Source organism: Bacillus sp. G402 (assembly GCF_051172515.1).
Taxonomy (GTDB): Bacteria; Bacillota; Bacilli; order Bacillales; family Bacillaceae; genus Bacillus; species Bacillus altitudinis.
The window spans coordinates 861,329-879,365 of the sequence record NZ_JBPIZC010000001.1 but is presented as its reverse complement, the minus strand read 5'-3'; the positions used below and the strand labels follow the sequence as shown (position 1 = coordinate 879,365).

The 18,037-nt window shown below is 42.1% G+C and carries 19 protein-coding genes; all 19 read left to right on the top strand.

Annotated features, from left to right (window positions below; all coding sequences use genetic code 11):
- The first annotated feature begins 27 nt into the window (after nucleotides 1-27).
- The 19 genes from nusA to dapA all read left to right on the top strand — a co-directional run bounded on the left by nusA (nucleotide 28) and on the right by dapA (nucleotide 17,874).
- Nucleotides 28-1,143, top strand: coding sequence for a transcription termination factor NusA (gene nusA / locus ACSBQP_RS04655; protein WP_048002818.1), 1,116 nt, complete (start codon nucleotides 28-30; stop codon nucleotides 1,141-1,143).
- A 15-nt stretch (nucleotides 1,144-1,158) separates the two neighbouring features.
- A complete protein-coding gene (rnpM, locus tag ACSBQP_RS04650) occupies nucleotides 1,159-1,443 on the top strand; it encodes an RNase P modulator RnpM (protein WP_008344742.1) in 285 nt (94 codons plus the stop codon).
- On the top strand, nucleotides 1,436-1,738 hold the full coding sequence (locus tag ACSBQP_RS04645; protein WP_007499528.1) for a YlxQ family RNA-binding protein: 303 nt from the start codon (nucleotides 1,436-1,438) through the stop codon (nucleotides 1,736-1,738). Before rnpM ends, ACSBQP_RS04645 begins: the two co-directional genes overlap by 8 nt.
- 19 nt (nucleotides 1,739-1,757) lie before the next feature.
- Entirely contained in the window at nucleotides 1,758-3,878 is a 2,121-nt protein-coding gene (gene infB / locus ACSBQP_RS04640; RefSeq protein ID WP_007499526.1) for a translation initiation factor IF-2, read from the top strand.
- The gene (locus ACSBQP_RS04635; RefSeq protein WP_017359071.1) at nucleotides 3,875-4,153 is read left to right on the top strand and encodes a DUF503 domain-containing protein; all 279 of its coding nucleotides are present in this window, start codon (nucleotides 3,875-3,877) and stop codon (nucleotides 4,151-4,153) included. Before infB ends, ACSBQP_RS04635 begins: the two co-directional genes overlap by 4 nt.
- Before the next feature lie 17 nt (nucleotides 4,154-4,170).
- Nucleotides 4,171-4,521 carry a 30S ribosome-binding factor RbfA gene (gene rbfA, locus ACSBQP_RS04630; protein WP_007499525.1) on the top strand — a complete coding sequence of 117 codons (351 nt, stop codon included), beginning with the start codon at nucleotides 4,171-4,173 and terminating at the stop codon, nucleotides 4,519-4,521.
- Between the two features lie 68 nt (nucleotides 4,522-4,589).
- Nucleotides 4,590-5,519 carry a tRNA pseudouridine(55) synthase TruB gene (gene truB, locus ACSBQP_RS04625; RefSeq protein WP_017367262.1) on the top strand — a complete coding sequence of 310 codons (930 nt, stop codon included), beginning with the start codon at nucleotides 4,590-4,592 and terminating at the stop codon, nucleotides 5,517-5,519.
- 18 nt (nucleotides 5,520-5,537) lie between these two features.
- Nucleotides 5,538-6,488, top strand: a complete 951-nt coding sequence (gene ribF, locus ACSBQP_RS04620) for a bifunctional riboflavin kinase/FAD synthetase (RefSeq protein WP_048001557.1) — start codon at nucleotides 5,538-5,540, stop codon at nucleotides 6,486-6,488.
- A 155-nt stretch (nucleotides 6,489-6,643) separates the two neighbouring features.
- Complete coding sequence (rpsO, locus tag ACSBQP_RS04615) at nucleotides 6,644-6,913, top strand: 30S ribosomal protein S15 (RefSeq protein WP_008354438.1); 270 nt, start codon at nucleotides 6,644-6,646, stop codon at nucleotides 6,911-6,913.
- A 183-nt stretch (nucleotides 6,914-7,096) separates the two neighbouring features.
- Entirely contained in the window at nucleotides 7,097-9,214 is a 2,118-nt protein-coding gene (gene pnp, locus ACSBQP_RS04610) for a polyribonucleotide nucleotidyltransferase (RefSeq protein ID WP_007499522.1), read from the top strand.
- Nucleotides 9,215-9,339: 125 nt separating this feature from the next.
- The gene (locus ACSBQP_RS04605) at nucleotides 9,340-10,293 is read left to right on the top strand and encodes a polysaccharide deacetylase family protein (protein ID WP_017359068.1); all 954 of its coding nucleotides are present in this window, start codon (nucleotides 9,340-9,342) and stop codon (nucleotides 10,291-10,293) included.
- Nucleotides 10,294-10,326: 33 nt separating this feature from the next.
- Complete coding sequence (locus ACSBQP_RS04600) at nucleotides 10,327-11,556, top strand: M16 family metallopeptidase (protein WP_435028225.1); 1,230 nt, start codon at nucleotides 10,327-10,329, stop codon at nucleotides 11,554-11,556.
- Nucleotides 11,557-11,629: 73 nt separating this feature from the next.
- Entirely contained in the window at nucleotides 11,630-12,553 is a 924-nt protein-coding gene (locus tag ACSBQP_RS04595) for an aminoglycoside phosphotransferase family protein (protein ID WP_435028224.1), read from the top strand.
- Nucleotides 12,554-12,622: 69 nt separating this feature from the next.
- Nucleotides 12,623-12,895 (top strand): YlmC/YmxH family sporulation protein, encoded by a 273-nt coding sequence (locus ACSBQP_RS04590; protein ID WP_008344726.1) that lies wholly within the window; start codon nucleotides 12,623-12,625, stop codon nucleotides 12,893-12,895.
- 123 nt (nucleotides 12,896-13,018) lie between these two features.
- Nucleotides 13,019-13,921: a dipicolinic acid synthetase subunit A gene (gene dpaA / locus ACSBQP_RS04585; protein ID WP_217815763.1), complete on the top strand. Its 903-nt coding sequence runs from the start codon at nucleotides 13,019-13,021 to the stop codon at nucleotides 13,919-13,921.
- On the top strand, nucleotides 13,918-14,511 hold the full coding sequence (gene dpaB, locus ACSBQP_RS04580) for a dipicolinate synthase subunit B (RefSeq protein WP_217815764.1): 594 nt from the start codon (nucleotides 13,918-13,920) through the stop codon (nucleotides 14,509-14,511). Before dpaA ends, dpaB begins: the two co-directional genes overlap by 4 nt.
- A 139-nt stretch (nucleotides 14,512-14,650) precedes the next feature.
- A complete protein-coding gene (gene asd / locus ACSBQP_RS04575) occupies nucleotides 14,651-15,670 on the top strand; it encodes an aspartate-semialdehyde dehydrogenase (RefSeq protein WP_017359063.1) in 1,020 nt (339 codons plus the stop codon).
- Between the two features lie 92 nt (nucleotides 15,671-15,762).
- Nucleotides 15,763-16,977, top strand: coding sequence for an aspartate kinase (gene dapG, locus ACSBQP_RS04570; protein ID WP_019744173.1), 1,215 nt, complete (start codon nucleotides 15,763-15,765; stop codon nucleotides 16,975-16,977).
- 30 nt (nucleotides 16,978-17,007) lie between these two features.
- Nucleotides 17,008-17,874, top strand: coding sequence for a 4-hydroxy-tetrahydrodipicolinate synthase (gene dapA / locus ACSBQP_RS04565; protein WP_008344717.1), 867 nt, complete (start codon nucleotides 17,008-17,010; stop codon nucleotides 17,872-17,874).
- The last annotated feature ends 163 nt before the right edge of the window (nucleotides 17,875-18,037 follow it).

Here is an 18,037-nt window from a genome sequence, read left to right as displayed (position 1 = left end):
TCATTGATATAAGGGGGAACCATAAAAATGAGTAGTGAGTTGTTAGATGCCCTGACTGTTCTTGAGAAAGAGAAGGGCATTAGTAAAGAAATTATTATTGAAGCGATAGAAGCTGCACTCATTTCTGCATACAAGCGTAATTTTAACCAAGCACAAAATGTGCGTGTTGATTTAAACCGTGAAACGGGAACGATTCGCGTATTCGCAAGAAAAGATGTTGTAGATGAAGTGTATGATTCTCGCCTTGAAATCTCTGTAGATGATGCAGCAAATATGAACCCGAATTACATGGTTGGTGACGTGGTTGAAATTGAAGTCACACCAAAAGATTTCGGACGCATTGCAGCTCAGACAGCGAAACAAGTCGTGACGCAGCGAGTGAGAGAAGCAGAGCGAGGTGTGATTTACACTGAGTTTATCGATCGTGAGGAAGATATCATGACGGGAATCGTTCAGCGAATTGACAGTAAATTCATTTACGTGTCACTTGGCAAAATCGAAGCCCTTCTTCCGGTCAATGAACAAATGCCAAATGAGGTCTACAAACCACATGACCGCATTAAAGTGTTCATTACGAAAGTAGAAAAAACAACAAAAGGACCACAAATTTATGTATCAAGAACACACCCAGGTCTTTTAAAGCGTTTATTTGAAATCGAAGTGCCAGAAATTTATGATGGTACTGTAGAGCTTAAATCTGTCGCTAGAGAAGCTGGGGACCGTTCTAAAATATCTGTTCGTACAGATGATCCTGATGTTGATCCAGTTGGCTCTTGTGTTGGACCTAAAGGTCAGCGTGTACAAGCAATTGTCAATGAGCTGAAAGGCGAAAAAATTGACATTGTTCATTGGTCGAATGACCCTGTTGAATTTGTTGCCAATGCGTTAAGTCCATCAAAAGTTCTTGATGTCATTGTAAATGAAGAAGATAAGGCGACAACTGTCATTGTCCCTGATTATCAGCTGTCATTAGCCATTGGTAAAAGAGGTCAAAATGCGCGTCTAGCAGCGAAATTAACGAGCTGGAAGATTGACATTAAAAGCGAAACAGATGCAAGAGAACTCGGTATTTTCCCAAGAACTGAAGACTCTGAATCTCTTTTCTTAGAGGCTGAACCAGTAGCTGAGGAATCTGACGAATAAGAGGTGATATAAAAGGTGAAAAGCCGAAAAAAAATCCCGCTTAGAAAATGCGTCGTGACGGGAGAAATGAAACCAAAGAAAGAACTGATTCGCGTTGTTCGTTCAAAAGAAGGGGAAGTGTCTGTTGACGCAACCGGAAAAATGAACGGGCGCGGCGCTTACCTTTCTCTCGATAAAGAAACCATTCTTGCGGCGAAGAACAAACGTAGTTTACAGCAGCAATTTCAGACACAGATTGACGAACACATTTTTGAAGAATTACTAGAACTAGCTGAAAAGGTGAAAAAACCGAATGACTGAATCTGAATGGTATCCTTTGCTTGGTCTAGCAAATCGAGCTCGTAAAGTCGTGTCAGGAGAAGATCTGGTGATCAAAGAAATTAGACATGCGCGTGCTAAGCTGGTTCTTCTTGCAGCAGATGCCTCATCCAACACAGAGAAAAAGGTATCTGACAAATGCAAATTTTACAATGTTCCGGTTAGAAAAGTTGAAGACCGTTCCGTTCTCGGACGTTCTATAGGGAAGGAAGCTCGCGTAGTTGTCGCTGTCACTGACCAAGGCTTCGCTAAGAAGCTCATAAGCTTGCTCGATTAATTTATTTGGGGGTGAACGAATGGCTAAAGTGAGAGTATATGAATACGCAAAAGCCATAGATGTTTCAAGTAAAGATATTATAGCAGCGCTTAAGGATATGAACGTGGAAGTGAACAACCACATGGCGACGCTTGAAGACGACACTGTGAAAAAGCTAGACGCTATCTATAAAAAAGCCAAAGCAAAAGAGACAGCTAACGAGAAACCCGCAGAACAAAAAAAACAATCATCTAACAAAAACAATGATAGAAAGAAGAATGACGTGCAGAATAATCAATTTAATAAAAACAAAAAAAACAACAACCAAAACAAAAACAAAAATAAACGCGGCGGCAACAACAAGGCGCAGCATCAGCAAGCAAGACCTGTGAAGCCGAAAAAAGAGCTTCCTGAAAAAATTGAATTTACAAATTCAATGACAGTCGGTCAGCTTGCTGACGAGCTTGGCAAAGAAACTGCTGAAATCATCAAAAAACTGATGATGCTTGGTGTTATGGCTACGATCAACCAAGAGCTCGACAAAGATACAGTCGAATTAATTGCTTCTGAATACGGTGTTCCAGTAGAAGAAGTCATCATTTTAGAAGAAACTGAACTTGAAAAGTATGAAGTTGAAGATAAAGAAGAAGATATGCAAGTACGCCCTCCAGTCGTAACGATCATGGGACACGTTGACCACGGGAAAACAACGCTTCTTGACAGCATTCGTAAAACGAAAGTTGTTGAAGGCGAAGCGGGTGGAATTACGCAGCATATTGGTGCATACCAAATTGAAGAAAACGGTAAGAAAATCACGTTCCTTGATACACCAGGACACGCAGCTTTCACTACGATGCGAGCACGCGGTGCTGAAGTAACAGATACGACGATCTTGGTCGTTGCAGCAGATGACGGTGTCATGCCGCAAACGATTGAAGCGATCAACCACGCAAAAGCGGCAGAGGTGCCAATCATTGTGGCTGTCAATAAAATTGACAAACCAACAGCGAACCCTGACCGCGTGATGCAGGAATTAACTGAGCATGGTCTTGTACCTGAGGCTTGGGGCGGCGAAACCATTTTCGTTCCTTTATCTGCAAAAACAGGTGAAGGCATTGACGAATTGATCGAAATGATCCTTCTTGTCAGCGAAGTAGCAGAACTAAAAGCCAACCCAAATCGTGCGGCAAAAGGAACTGTGATCGAGGCTGAGCTTGATAAAGGAAGAGGTTCTGTTGCAACCCTTCTCGTTCAAACTGGTACACTTCAAGTAGGTGACCCAATCGTTGTCGGTAATACATTTGGCCGTGTACGTGCTATGGTCAATGACATCGGACGCCGCGTGAAAACAGCAGGACCATCTACACCTGTTGAAATCACTGGTTTAAATGATGTACCGCATGCAGGGGATCAGTTCCTCGTATTCAAAGATGAAAAAACAGCTCGTCAAGTCGGTGAGGCGCGTGCATCTAAACAACTTGATGAACAGCGTTCAGACAAAGCGAAATTATCTCTCGATGACCTATTTGAGCAAATCAAACAAGGTGATGTGAAAGATATCAACTTAATCGTAAAAGCAGACGTACAAGGTTCTGCTGAAGCACTGACGGCAGCTCTTCAAAAAATTGAAGTAGAAGGCGTCAAAGTGAAAATCATCCATACGGGTGTTGGAGCGATTACAGAATCTGATATCATTTTAGCAAGTGCTTCTAATGCGATCGTGATCGGATTTAACGTACGTCCTGATGGCAATGCGAAGAGCACAGCTGAAACAGAAAACGTAGATATCCGCTTACACCGCATCATCTACAAAGTTATCGATGAAATTGAAGCTGCGATGAAAGGGATGCTTGACCCTGAATATGAAGAAAAAGTCATCGGTCAAGTTGAAGTTCGTCAAACGTTCAAAGTATCAAAAATCGGTACAATTGCTGGTGGCTATGTCACTGAAGGTACCATTACTAGAGACAGTGGTATCCGCTTAATTCGTGATGGCGTCGTCATCTTTGAAGGTGAAGTCGACGTATTAAAACGATTCAAAGACGATGTGAAAGAAGTTTCACAAGGCTATGAATGTGGTATTACCATTAAGAAATACAATGATATCCGTGAAGGTGATGTCATGGAATCATTCGTTATGCAAGAAATCGAAAGAAAATGATCGGTTATACCGAGTGTGAGTGTATGATCTATGATGCATCCTCACTGAAGGAAAAACGTGCGGTTCTGCAGCGTATCATGACAAGAACGCGCCATAAATTCAATGTGACCATTGCTGAAATGGACTATCAGGATACATGGCAGCGTACTTCGATCGGAATCGCCGTCATTTCCTCCTCCCGGGTTCAAGTGGAAAAGGAACTTCAGCGTGTGTTAAGCTTTATTGATTCTTTTCCGGAAATTGAACGAACGATCACGAAAACTGAGTGGTTTTAATTAGAGGTGATAAGATCATGAGTATGAGAGCAACCCGTGTGGGTGAGCAAATGAAAAAAGAATTAGGCGACATCCTTGGCAGAAAGCTAAAAGATCCAAGAATCGGCTTTTTGACTGTAACGGATGTTGAAGTATCCGGTGATTTGCAAATTGCTAAAGTCTATATTTCTGTTCTTGGCGACGAGAAGAAAAGAGAGGAAACCTTAAAAGGCCTTGCAAAGGCGAAAGGGTATATCCGCTCTGAAATTGGCAATCGAATCAGACTTCGCAAAACACCAGAACTTCACTTTGAATTCGATGAGTCTGTAGATTACGGTAACCGAATTGAAAGCCTGATTGCTGAACTAAACACAAAAGATCACGAATAAGACGTTGAAATAAGGATAGGCGATGATCGTCTGTCCTTTTTCATCGTTTATGAAAGGAGAGAACGCAGGTGCAAAACGGTGTTCTTTTATTACATAAAGAAAGAGGCATGACCTCTCACGACTGTGTGTTTAAAGTGAGAAAGATTTTACACACAAAAAAAGTGGGACATACAGGGACACTCGATCCAGAGGTTTCAGGTGTTCTGCCTATTTGTATTGGACGAGCTACAAAAATTGTGGAGTACTTAACAGATAAATCGAAAACGTATGATGCGGAAATCACCATTGGATTTTCTACAACGACAGAAGACCAAACAGGTGAAGTAGTAGAAGAAAAAAAGGTGCCGGTACCGATGTCAGAAGATGACATTGATGCTGCGTTGAAACAATTTGAAGGAACCATTGAACAGATCCCTCCGATGTTTTCTGCTGTCAAAATTGGCGGAAAAAAGCTCTATGAATATGCAAGGCAAGGCATTGAAATTGAACGTCCAAGCCGTGAAATTACCATTCATCGCATCGAGCGGACAACACCTGTCACATTTGAAAATGGAAAGGTATCCTTTAGATTCACCGTACTGTGTTCAAAAGGCACATATGTGAGAACGTTAGCCGTCGATATCGGAAAAAAACTTGGGTTTCCAGCCCACATGTCTCACCTCATTCGCATAGGATCTGGTGACTTTACGTTAGATGAATGTATCACTCTTGATGAGCTGCAGGAGATCAGCGAGAAAGGAACGGTTGAGGAACATCTTGTGCCGATCGAGCGTGCGCTCAATCATTTGCCGAAATGGGAGATAAATGATACATTAGCAAGTAAAGTGGAAAACGGTGCAGTCCTACCTATGCCTGATGAATTTGCTCATTTTGCAGAGGAAGATCGTGTCGCTGTCTTTGCTCCTTCAGGCCGTTGTATGGCGATTTATATGAAGCACCCGACCAAACAGAACCTGATGAAGCCGGCGAAGATTTTATCACAGGACAAGCAATCTTAAAGAAAAGGTGACCATCTCGTGAAGACTATACATATTTCACACCCACATACATTGAATCAAAAGGATCAAGTCCCGTCTGTGATGGCTTTAGGGTATTTTGACGGTGTTCACCTCGGACACCAAAAAGTGATTGATGCAGCGAAAAACATTGCGGAAAAAGAGGGTTTAGCTCTAGCAGTCATGACTTTTCATCCGCACCCATCACATGTTCTGCAAAAAGCACGTGAACCAAAAGACTTAATCACACCGCTTGAGGATAAGATTGATTTTATCGAACAATTAGGTGCTGACTACTTATACATTGTGCAATTCAGCGAAAGCTTTGCAGCACTGTCTCCTCAAGAGTTTGTCGATCAATATTTGGACGAACTGAATGTGAAGCATGCAGTCGCTGGTTTCGATTTTACATTCGGCCGGTTTGGCGCAGGCACAATGGAAACGTTTGACGAATACGGGAAAGGGCGGATTTCTGCGACCATTGTACCTAAGCTTTCCAACCAAGACCGGAAAGTCAGCTCGACCCTTATACGTTCCGCATTGAAAAATGGAGACGTTGAATATGTGAGTGAGCTTTTAGGGAAACCGTATCAGCTGCGCGGCATTGTGATTCATGGAGATAAACGAGGACGCACGATTGGCTTTCCAACCGCCAATGTTGGTTTGTCTGCTGAATACATCATCCCGCCAACAGGCGTATATGCAGTGAGAGCGGAAGTGAAAGGCAAGGTGTATGACGGTGTTTGTAACGTTGGCTACAAACCAACATTTTACGAAAAACGTCCTGACCAGCCTGCGATTGAAGTGAACCTTTTTGATTTTAACGAAGAAATTTATGGTGAACCGATTAAATTACAGTGGTACAAACGGATTCGCAGTGAACAAAAATTTAACGGTATCCAAGAATTAACGGCTCAAATTAGTCAAGATAAAGAAGAAGCGATTCAGTTTTTTCAAGATCATCTTCATTAAACAAAAAAATCGCAGAAAAACCGCTCTATCATTTGCAAAATCGGCATATTTTTAGTATGATAATTCCTGTAGCTTTAAAACCACTTACTTGGCAGGCCGACTTCACCGACGGTTGCGAGGTAGATGGGGCTAACATGATTTGGAGGTGAAACAGGATGGCTATTACTCAAGAGCGTAAAACTCAATTAATTAATGAGTTCAAAACACACGAATCTGATACTGGATCTCCAGAAGTTCAGATCGCTGTCCTAACAGAATCAATTAACAACTTGAACGAGCATTTACGTACTCATAAGAAAGATCACCACTCACGTCGCGGTCTTTTGAAAATGGTAGGTAGACGTCGTAATCTTCTTACGTATCTACGTAATAAAGACGTAACTCGTTACCGTGAGTTAATTAACAAACTAGGCTTACGTCGATAATCGTAAAAAGCGGGAGGATTCCCGCTTTTTTATCGTATAATCACTAATATTTTATGGTTAAAATGTTGAAAGAATGGCAAAAACCCTTCTACATACAGCTTTCACATTGATATGTGAAAATCATTTTGTTCATAATAAGAAATAACCTAAAAACTTTACGACAAGAGAGGAGTTTATCTCAGAATGGGACAAGAGAAACAAGTCTTCACCATAGACTGGGCTGGACGTCAACTGACAGTTGAAACTGGCCAGCTTGCAAAGCAAGCAAACGGAGCGGTTCTCGTACGCTACGGAGATACGGCTGTGCTTAGCTCAGCAACAGCTTCTAAAGAACCAAAACCACTTGATTTTTTCCCGCTCACTGTAAACTACGAAGAAAGATTATATGCAGTTGGTAAAATTCCTGGTGGTTTCATTAAAAGAGAAGGCCGCCCAAGTGAAAAAGCAATCCTTGCGAGCCGCTTAATTGACAGACCGATCCGTCCACTATTTGCAGACGGATTTAGAAATGAAGTACAAGTCATTAGTATTGTCATGAGTGTGGATCAAGATTGTTCATCTGAAATGGCTGCAATGTTTGGCTCATCTTTAGCTTTATGTGTGTCTGACATTCCATTTGAGGGACCAATCGCTGGCGTGACAGTAGGACGAGTAGATGGAAAGCTCATCATCAACCCAAATGTTGAGCAGCTTGAACAAAGCGATATCAACCTTGTTGTAGCTGGAACAAAAGATGCAATCAACATGGTAGAAGCTGGTGCTGATGAAGTACCAGAAGAAACAATGCTTGAAGCCATCATGTACGGCCATCAAGAGATCAAACGCTTAATCGAATTCCAAGAAGAAATTGTAAAAGCTGTCGGTAAAGAAAAAATCGATATTCCCTTATATGAAGTCGATCAAGCATTAGCAGAGGAAGTAAAACAACTTGCTGAAGCGGATCTACTGAAAGCGATTCAAGTACATGAGAAGCATGCTCGTGAAGATGCCATCAGTGCTGTGAAAAAAGCTGTCGTTCAAAAATTTGAAGAAGAAGAGCGTGACGAAGCAACGATTAAACAAGCGAAGGATGTCTTAAATAAGCTTGTGAAAAACGAAGTTCGCCGCCTTATTACTGAAGAGAAGGTACGTCCAGATGGACGCGGCGTTGATCAAATCCGTCCACTTTCTTCAGAAGTAGGACTTCTTCCAAGAACGCACGGTTCAGGATTGTTTACAAGAGGCCAAACACAGGCACTCAGTATTTGTACATTAGGTGCACTTGGTGATGTACAGATTCTTGATGGTCTTGGTGTTGAAGAGTCTAAGCGATTCATGCACCATTATAACTTCCCACAATTCAGTGTTGGTGAGACCGGCCCAATGCGTGGTCCAGGCCGTCGTGAGATTGGACATGGTGCGCTAGGCGAACGTGCATTAGAGCCAGTCATTCCATCTGAAAAAGATTTCCCTTATACGGTTCGCCTTGTGTCTGAGGTGTTAGAATCAAACGGTTCTACTTCACAAGCAAGTATTTGTGCGAGCACACTTGCGATGATGGATGCAGGTGTTCCAATTAAAGCACCAGTTGCAGGGATTGCAATGGGACTTGTTAAATCTGGTGAATACTACACAGTGCTGACAGACATTCAAGGAATGGAAGATGCACTTGGAGATATGGACTTTAAAGTAGCAGGTACATCTAAAGGTGTAACAGCGCTTCAAATGGACATTAAAATCGATGGTCTATCAAAAGACATTTTAGAAGAAGCACTTCAACAAGCGAAAAAAGGAAGAATGGAAATTTTAGATAGCATGCTGTCAACGATTCCAGCTTCTAGAGGAGAATTGTCACGTTATGCACCAAAAATCTTAACGATGACAATCAATCCAGATAAAATTCGCGATGTCATTGGACCAAGCGGTAAACAAATCAATAAAATCATTGAAGATACCGGTGTGAAAATTGATATTGAACAAGACGGTACAATCTTTATCTCTTCTACTGAAGAAGACATGAACCAAAAAGCGAAGAAAATCATTGAAGATCTTGTCAGAGAAGTTGAAGTTGGCCAACTTTACTTAGGTAAAGTGAAACGAATTGAAAAATTCGGTGCCTTCCTTGAAATCTTCAGCGGCAAAGATGGACTTGTTCATATTTCTGAGCTTGCACTTGAACGTGTTGGCAAAGTAGAAGATGTCGTGAAGATTGGTGACGAACTACTCGTCAAAGTCACTGAGATCGATAAACAAGGCCGTGTAAACCTTTCTCGTAAAGCTGTTTTACGTGAAGAAAAGGAAAAAGAAGAAAAGCAGTCTTAATGAGAACAAATAAAATGTGTTAGAAGCCAGGTATCCGTGCCAGGCTTCTTTCTTTTCTTGCGCGTAACAATAGTTCTAGCTTGTTTCTCCCCATCATAATTTGTGGTAAAGGGGAGGGACAACCATTGAAAAAAACGATACCATTCTTTGTGTTTGTATTTTTACTGCTCGTGTCATATCAAACGATGAAGCAGCCGGCTGCTGTTACATATATGAATTCAATGAAAGAGCACGCCGAGGTAGCATCTGTTTCAAAAGATATTCTATATCAAGAGATCGAATCGAAGTCTTCTGACTATGAAGAGAAGCCGCAAAATGCTAAGATTGATAAAGTGTGGAAAAAGATGCCTGGTTTAAATGGACAGACAGTCGATATCGATGCTTCTTACGAAAAAATGAAAAAACAGGGCTCTTTCGATGAAAAGCTGCTTGTTTTTAAAGAAACAAAACCATCTGTCCATTTGCATGAACTTGGTGCTGAACCTATCTATAAGGGACATCCAGACAAAAAGATGAATGCATTCCTGATCAATGTAGCTTGGGGCGACGAGCATTTAACAAAGATGTTGAATACACTAGAAAAGCATCAAGTGAAGGCAACCTTTTTCTTAGAAGGCAAATGGGTGAAAAACAGTCCAGACCTTGCTAAAAAAATCGTGGCAGATGGTCATGAAATTGGAAATCATTCATACAATCACCCGGATATGCGCACACTGACAAGAGAACGAGCATTAGAGCAGATGATTAAAACAAATCGCCAAATTGAAGAATCCCTTGGGAAAAAACCGATATGGTTTGCGCCTCCAAGCGGCAGCTTTAAAGAAGAAACAGTAAAGCTTGCGAAACAAGAAGGAATGGAAACCATTATGTGGACAGTAGACACGATCGACTGGCAAAAACCATCACCAGCTGTATTACAAAAACGAGTGCTTGGGAAAATTCACAATGGGGCGATGATATTAATGCATCCAACAGACGCAACAGCGAGAAGTCTTGACGCACTTATTACTCAAATCAAAGAAAGAGGATATGAATTAGGAACGGTTTCTGACCTCCTAAGTGAAAAAAGACATCCGTGATGCGATCTGTTTGTTGAATAGGAGGAGCAAAACTTGGTCAAAACGTATACATGCCAAAACGGAGTAAGAATTGTACTTGAAAACAATCCCACTGTAAGGTCTGTCGCAATTGGCGTCTGGATTGGAACAGGTTCTAGACATGAGACACCAGAAGTAAATGGGATCTCACACTTTTTAGAGCATATGTTCTTTAAAGGAACAAAGACGAGATCTGCACGTGATATCGCAGAATCCTTTGACCGCATTGGTGGTCAAGTGAATGCCTTTACGTCAAAAGAATATACTTGCTATTATGCAAAAGTACTTGATTCACATGCTGGGTATGCCCTCGATGTGTTGGGTGACATGTTTTTCAACTCTGCTTTTGACGAAGAAGAGCTGAAGAAAGAAAAAAATGTGGTCTATGAAGAAATTAAAATGTATGAAGATACTCCTGATGACATCGTTCATGATTTGTTAAGTAAAGCCATTTACGGTGATCATTCATTAGGTTATCCGATTTTAGGGACAGAGGAAACACTCTCTACTTTTAACGGTGATTCCCTTCGAAAATATATGGATGAATTCTATACGCCAGATCGCGTCGTCATCTCTGTTGCAGGGAACGTCGATGACACCTTCATTCGTGAGGTCGAAACATTATTTGGCTCGTATGAAGGAAAGGGGAAAAAGCAGCCTGTCGAAGCCCCGCAATTCCACTATGACAAACTGACACGCAAAAAGGAAACAGAACAAGCGCACCTTTGCATGGGCTTTAACGGACTTCCTGCTGGAGATCAGGGCATCTATGACTTAATCGTCTTAAATAATGTTCTAGGCGGTAGCATGAGCAGCCGGTTGTTCCAAGACGTAAGAGAAGATAAAGGACTTGCGTATTCTGTATTCAGCTATCATAGTTCATTTGCAGATAACGGAATGCTGACGATCTATGGTGGAACTGGAGCGAAGCAGCTGAACCTGCTATCTGAAACCATCTTACAAACATTAGACGTCTTAAAACGTGAGGGAATTACGCAGAAAGAACTTGAAAACTCTAAGGAGCAAATGAAAGGCAACCTCATGCTTAGTCTTGAAAGCACAAACAGCAAGATGAGCCGAAATGGTAAAAATGAATTACTCCTTGGCAAACATCGTACGCTTGATGAAATTATTGATGAAATCAATCGCGTCTCATTAGAAGGCGTGAACAATTTATCGAAAAGAATCTTTACAGAAGATTATGCTCTCTCGCTTATTAGTCCAACGGGTGATCAGCCATCATAATGTAAACAACACGGCAGACTTCTCAAGAGGTCTGCCGTTTATTGTATACCAAGAAGAAAGGGGCTCTGCGTTCATGAAACACGAAAAACTGAAACAGCTATCTCCGCTTCTTAAACAAGCCATCTCTTTCCGGCCGATGACATCTGGATTTTCGGGAGACCGCACCTTTTTGGTCACAACGCCTAGTGAAAAGCTAGTACTCAAGCTATCAGACATTCAGAAATATTCCAGTTTGAAAAAGAAAGCGTCCATTCAGCAGAAGTTAAAAAATCGAGGCGTTATTTGTTCTGAAGTGATGGAGGTCGGAGTGAGTGCTGAACAAAACTGTACCTTTCGTATTTTTCCATTTATCGAAGGAGAGATTGCTAGAGCATCTATTCATCTGCTCACAGAAGAAGAGCAGTATGAAATCGGAAGGCGGGCAGGCAGAGACTTGAGTATCATGCATACATGCGATGCCCCTTTTTATGCAGCCCCCTGGGATAAGAAGGTATTAGCGAAACATGAACGGTATGTACATGCCTATCAATCAAGCGGAGTGACCTTTTCCCATGATCAGTTCGTATTAGATTTTATTCAGTCACATGCTGATGCGGTAAAAGGGAGGCCAAACCAGTTCCAGCATGATGATTTTCATTTAGGGAATATCATTATACAGCGTCATCAATATGCTGGGGCGATCGACTTTGATCAATCCGAATGGGGTGATCCGATTCATGACTTTTATAAACTGTCTTTATTTAGTCGAGAAAGCAGCATTCCATTTTCAGCCGGGCAATTGGATGCCTATTTAAGCACCACGCAGGTAACACGTAATTTTTGGCTTCTTTTTTCCATGTATACAGCTATGAGTTGCTTTTCTTCTATTGTTTGGACGTTATCCCATGATCCGGGACATGTAAAAGATATGGTGAATCGAGTGGAGAGAATACTGTCAGACCATAATCGTTTTACTCAACTTATACCAGTTTGGTATGTAGATAGGCTTCATTCGTGACCTATAGAATGGCCCGGTCTATTCCCCCTCAGTGCTGCATATATGATATGGAAGGGGAGTGATGCGATTTTGAGGCTGAGTGAGCTGTCAGGAAAAGAGATCGTCGATATTAAAAGAGCGGAGCGGCTTGGCGTGCTTGGACAAACCGACCTTGAAATAAATGAACAGGACGGTCAAATTACAGCACTCATCATACCTTCCGTCAAATGGTTTGGCTTTCGAAAACAAGGAAATGACATCCGCGTTCCGTGGAATCACATTCAAAAAATAGGATCAGATATGATCATTCTCGATGTGCCTGAAGAACTTCAGCCGCACGGAGAAAAAGAGCACCCATCATAAATGGGTGCTCTTTTTCTTTTCTCTCCCCGATTTGTTCACAGGCTGAATCCTCTCCTCATATGCTGAAAGGGAGATTCGGAAAATATTACAGACTTTTTTAAATAAAGAAGGTGAACGGTCAGTATGTTGAGCGGTTTAACGGTTGCGGTGATCGGGGGAGATGCTAGGCAGCTTGAAATCATTCGCAAGCTGTCACAGCAGCATGCCAAAGTGTTTTTGGTCGGATTTGATCAGCTGGATCATGGATTTATTGGTGCTGAAAAGCTGAAAATGTCAGAGCTTCCATTTGAACAAGTGGATAGTATGATCCTTCCGGTATCAGGTGCTACAGACGAAGGGGTCGTAGCCACCGTTTTTTCAAATGAGAAGGTCGTGCTAGAAGCTAAATATTTAAAAAGAACCCCTGCACATTGTACCTTGTACTCAGGTATTTCTAATATGTACTTAGACAATATGGCAAAGCAGGTGAACCGGAAGCTTGTGAAGCTGTTTGAGCGAGATGATATTGCCATATATAACTCTATTCCAACAGTTGAAGGGATTATCATGATGGCTATTCAGCAAACGGACTATACGATTCATGGGTCAAATGTCGCTGTTCTCGGGCTTGGTCGAACAGGGCTCACCATTGCCCGCACATTTCGGGCGCTAGGTGCGGAAGTGAAAGTTGGTGCTGCGGATACAGCCCATTTAGCGCGAGCCTTTGAGATGGGACTTGATCCATTTTCAATGGACCGTTTAAAAGATGAAGTAACGGATGTCGACATCATCATCAATACGATTCCAAGCTTAGTATTAGATTCATCTGTCATCGTCAGCATGACACCAAAGACACTTATTTTGGATATCGCCTCCCGCCCAGGTGGAACAGACTTTGACTTTGCACAAAAGCATGGAGTGAAGGCGCTTCTTGCACCAGGGCTTCCAGGGATTGTGGCACCAAAGACAGCCGGGCAGATCATTGCAAAAGTGCTATCTGGGCTCTTAAGTGAACTTGCGGAGGAAAAAAGGGGGATGGAATCATGACTACACTAAAGGGGAAAAGAATCGGCTTTGGTTTAACAGGTTCTCACTGCACGTACGAAGCCGTTTTTCCGCAAATCGAATCACTCGTGAAAGAAGGGGCAGAAGTGCGTCCTGTCGTGTCATATACGGTGCAAAATACGAATACGAGATTCGGAGAAGGAGCGGACTGGATTGAGCGAATTGAGAAGCTGACAGGATTTAAAGCGATTGACTCAATCGTCAAAGCAGAGCCGCTTGGACCAAAACTTCCACTTGATTGTATGGTCATTGCGCCTTTAACAGGCAATTCAATGGCGAAATTTGCAAATGCACTGACAGACAGTCCAGTCTTAATGGCTGCTAAGGCGACTATTCGTAATCATCGCCCTGTCGTTTTAGGCATTTCCACCAATGATGCATTAGGTTTAAATGGTACAAATCTCATGAGACTCATGTCGACAAAGAACATTTTCTTTATTCCATTCGGCCAAGATGATCCATTCAAAAAACCGACTTCCATGGTAGCGCATATGGATCTACTGACGAAAACAGTAGAAGAGGCGCTCGAGCATAGACAAATTCAGCCCATTTTAATTGGATCAAACGAATAATAGATTCACTAGAAAATCATGAAAGATTCAAAAAAGGTACTTCAAGCCTTGCTTTTCTATGGTAAAATAAAATGTAAAAAGTCATAGGATGGCCATCCGAAAGAAAAGAATCATGGATGGGTCGGAAGGAGTTTTACTGATGGGAAGAGGATTGCATGTAGCTGTAGTTGGAGCGACTGGAGCTGTCGGTCAACAAATGTTAAAAACACTAGCTGACAGAGATTTTGAAATGGATACACTTACTCTACTATCCTCAAAACGTTCTGCTGGAACAAAAGTGACATTCAGAGGTCAAGAGTATACCGTTCAAGAAGCAACACCTGAAAGCTTTGAAGGGGTCAATATTGCACTATTCAGTGCGGGAGGAAATGTTTCCAAAGCGCTAGCTCCTGAAGCAGTCAAACGAGGTGCAATTGTTGTCGATAATACAAGTGCTTTTCGTATGGACGAAAATACCCCTCTTGTCGTACCAGAGGTAAACGAAAAAGATTTGCATGACCATCAAGGGATCATTGCAAACCCTAACTGTTCAACGATTCAAATGGTAGCGGCGCTAGAACCGCTTCGTCAAGCGTATGGCATGAAAAAAGTCATTGTGTCTACTTACCAAGCAGTATCAGGTGCAGGACATGAAGCCATTGATGAACTGTACAGCCAGTCGCAAGCCATTTTAAATAAAGAAGATGTGAAACCAGAAGTCATGCCTTATCAAATTGCCTTTAATGCGATTCCGCAAATTGATAAATTCCAAGACAATGGCTATACATTTGAAGAAATGAAAATGATCAATGAAACGAAAAAAATCATGCACTTGCCAGAGCTGGAAGTAGCGGCAACATGTGTGAGACTACCAATTGAAACGGGTCATTCAGAATCGGTTTACGTTGAACTTGAATCAAATGACGCAACGGTTGATGACGTCAAGTCCATCCTAAAAGATGCACCAGGCATCACATTACAAGATGATCCGTCTCAGCAAATTTATCCAATGCCTGCAGATGCTGTTGGTAAAAACGACGTATTTGTCGGCCGCATTCGGAAGGATTTGGATCGTCCAAATGGCTTCCATATGTGGATTGTATCTGATAACCTGCTAAAAGGCGCTGCATGGAACTCCGTTCAAATTGCAGAAAGCTTACGAGCATTAAAATTAGTTTAACATTCAATGGATGATGAGGACGAATAGAAGAGAGTTAGGCATCTTTCGCCTGCTCTCTTCTGTTACGTCAGAATGAACTTGGAGTGAAAACAGTGAAAATAATTGTCCAAAAATTTGGCGGTACATCTGTCAAAGATGATCAAGGGAGAAAAAGGGCACTTGCACATATCCTATCTGCAAAAGAGAAAGGCTATAAATCGGTCGTTGTCGTGTCTGCGATGGGACGAAAAGGCGATCCTTATGCGACAGATACGTTGCTTGGTCTGCTTTACGGCAATGCGCAGCATATGACAAACCGAGAAAAAGATTTACTCGTGTCTTGCGGAGAAAATATTTCAGCTGTTGTTTTTTCAAGTATGCTGAATGAAAACGGGCTAAAGGCTGTAGCGATGACTGGATCACAGGCAGGCTTTGTGACAGATAAAGAACATACAAATGCGAAAATTATTGACATGAAGTGTGAACGTCTTGAGGCGGCACTTTCAGAGCATGACGTGGTTGTCGTTGCTGGATTCCAAGGCGCTGCAAAAAATGGAGACGTGACAACAATCGGACGAGGCGGCAGTGATACGTCAGCTGCTGCGTTAGGCGCTGCATTGCAGGCAGATTTCATCGATATTTTTACAGATGTAGAAGGGGTCATGACAGCAGATCCCCGTATCGTAGAAAATGCAAAACCACTGAGAGTCGTGACATACACAGAAATTTGTAACCTCGCATACCAAGGGGCAAAAGTCATTCACCCTAGAGCTGTTGAAATTGCCATGCAAGCAAAAGTACCAATGAGGGTCCGTTCAACATACTCTGATGATGAGGGCACCCTCGTGACATCACACTACTCAGATAAAATGAGTCATGATGTGTACGACCGCCTGATTACGGGTATTGCACATGTCAATGATGTCACACAAATCAAAGTCCCAGCTAAAGAGGGACAGTACAGCGTACAAACAGAAGTCTTTAAAGCAATGGCAAATGCCCAAATCAGTGTCGATTTCTTCAACATTACACCGAGCGAAATCGTCTATACGGTGACAGGTGCAATGACTGAAAAAGCAACGGCGATCCTAAAAGATCTGGGCTATACGCCGATTGTCACGACAAACTGTGCAAAGGTATCAGCTGTTGGAGCAGGCATTATGGGTGTACCAGGTGTCACATCTAAAATTGTATCTGCACTATCTGAGCAAAATATTCCGATCTTACAGTCCGCTGACAGTCATACGACGATTTGGGTGTTAGTGAACGAAGAAAACATGAGAGCGGCTGTCAATGCCCTTCATGAAGTGTTTGAACTTTCAAGATAAATGTGATTGAATCATGATGAGGTGAAAAAAATGAATTTCGGAAATATCGCAACAGCTATGATTACACCTTTTGATAAAAAGGGCAACATTGATTTCCAAAAGCTATCAATTCTCATTGATTACTTGTTAAAAAACGGCAGTGACTCTTTAGTCGTTGCAGGGACAACAGGCGAATCGCCAACTTTATCGACTGAAGAAAAAGTCGCTCTTTTTCAGCAATCGGTGAAATTAGCAAATGGTCGTTGTAAAATCATTGCAGGAACAGGCAGTAATAACACAAATGCGTCTATTAAACTAACGAAAAAAGCAGAAGAAGCGGGCGTTGATGCAGTGATGCTTGTCGTACCTTACTACAACAAGCCATCACAGGAAGGCATGTATGCACACTTTAAAGCAATTGCCGAGTCTACATCTCTTCCTGTCATGCTTTACAATGTACCAGGAAGAACGGTTGCTTCATTAGCACCAGAAACAACGATTAAGCTTGCGCAAATACCGAACATTGTCGCAATCAAAGAAGCAAGCGGTGATCTAGATGCCATGACAAAAATCATTGCAGAGACACCAGAAGATTTTGACGTTTATTCTGGTGACGATAGCCTAACGCTTCCTGCGGTTGCGGTTGGTGCAAAAGGAGTCGTCTCAGTGGCTTCTCATATTGTAGGCCTTGATATGCAGCAAATGCTAAAAAGCTACGCTTCAGGACAAACAGCGAATGCGGCATTGATTCATCAAAAGCTGGTGCCGATTATGAACCAGCTGTTCTCAGCGCCAAATCCAACGCCTGTCAAAACAGCTCTTCAGCTGAAAGGATTAGATGTCGGATCCGTTCGACTCCCGCTTTTACCTTTATCAGAAGAAGAGAGACTGAATTTAAGCAGCGTATTAAACAGCTGATCAAAACAAAAAAATTCGTAAGCGGTCATTCTCAGATGTCCCTGAGTATGACCGTTTTTTATACATAAACACTTTCTTAAAATGTGACTTCATCTTGTTTTCTAAAATTAGATTCAGTTATAATAGCATTAAGCGATGATGGACGGGCTTGAGACTAGGAGGA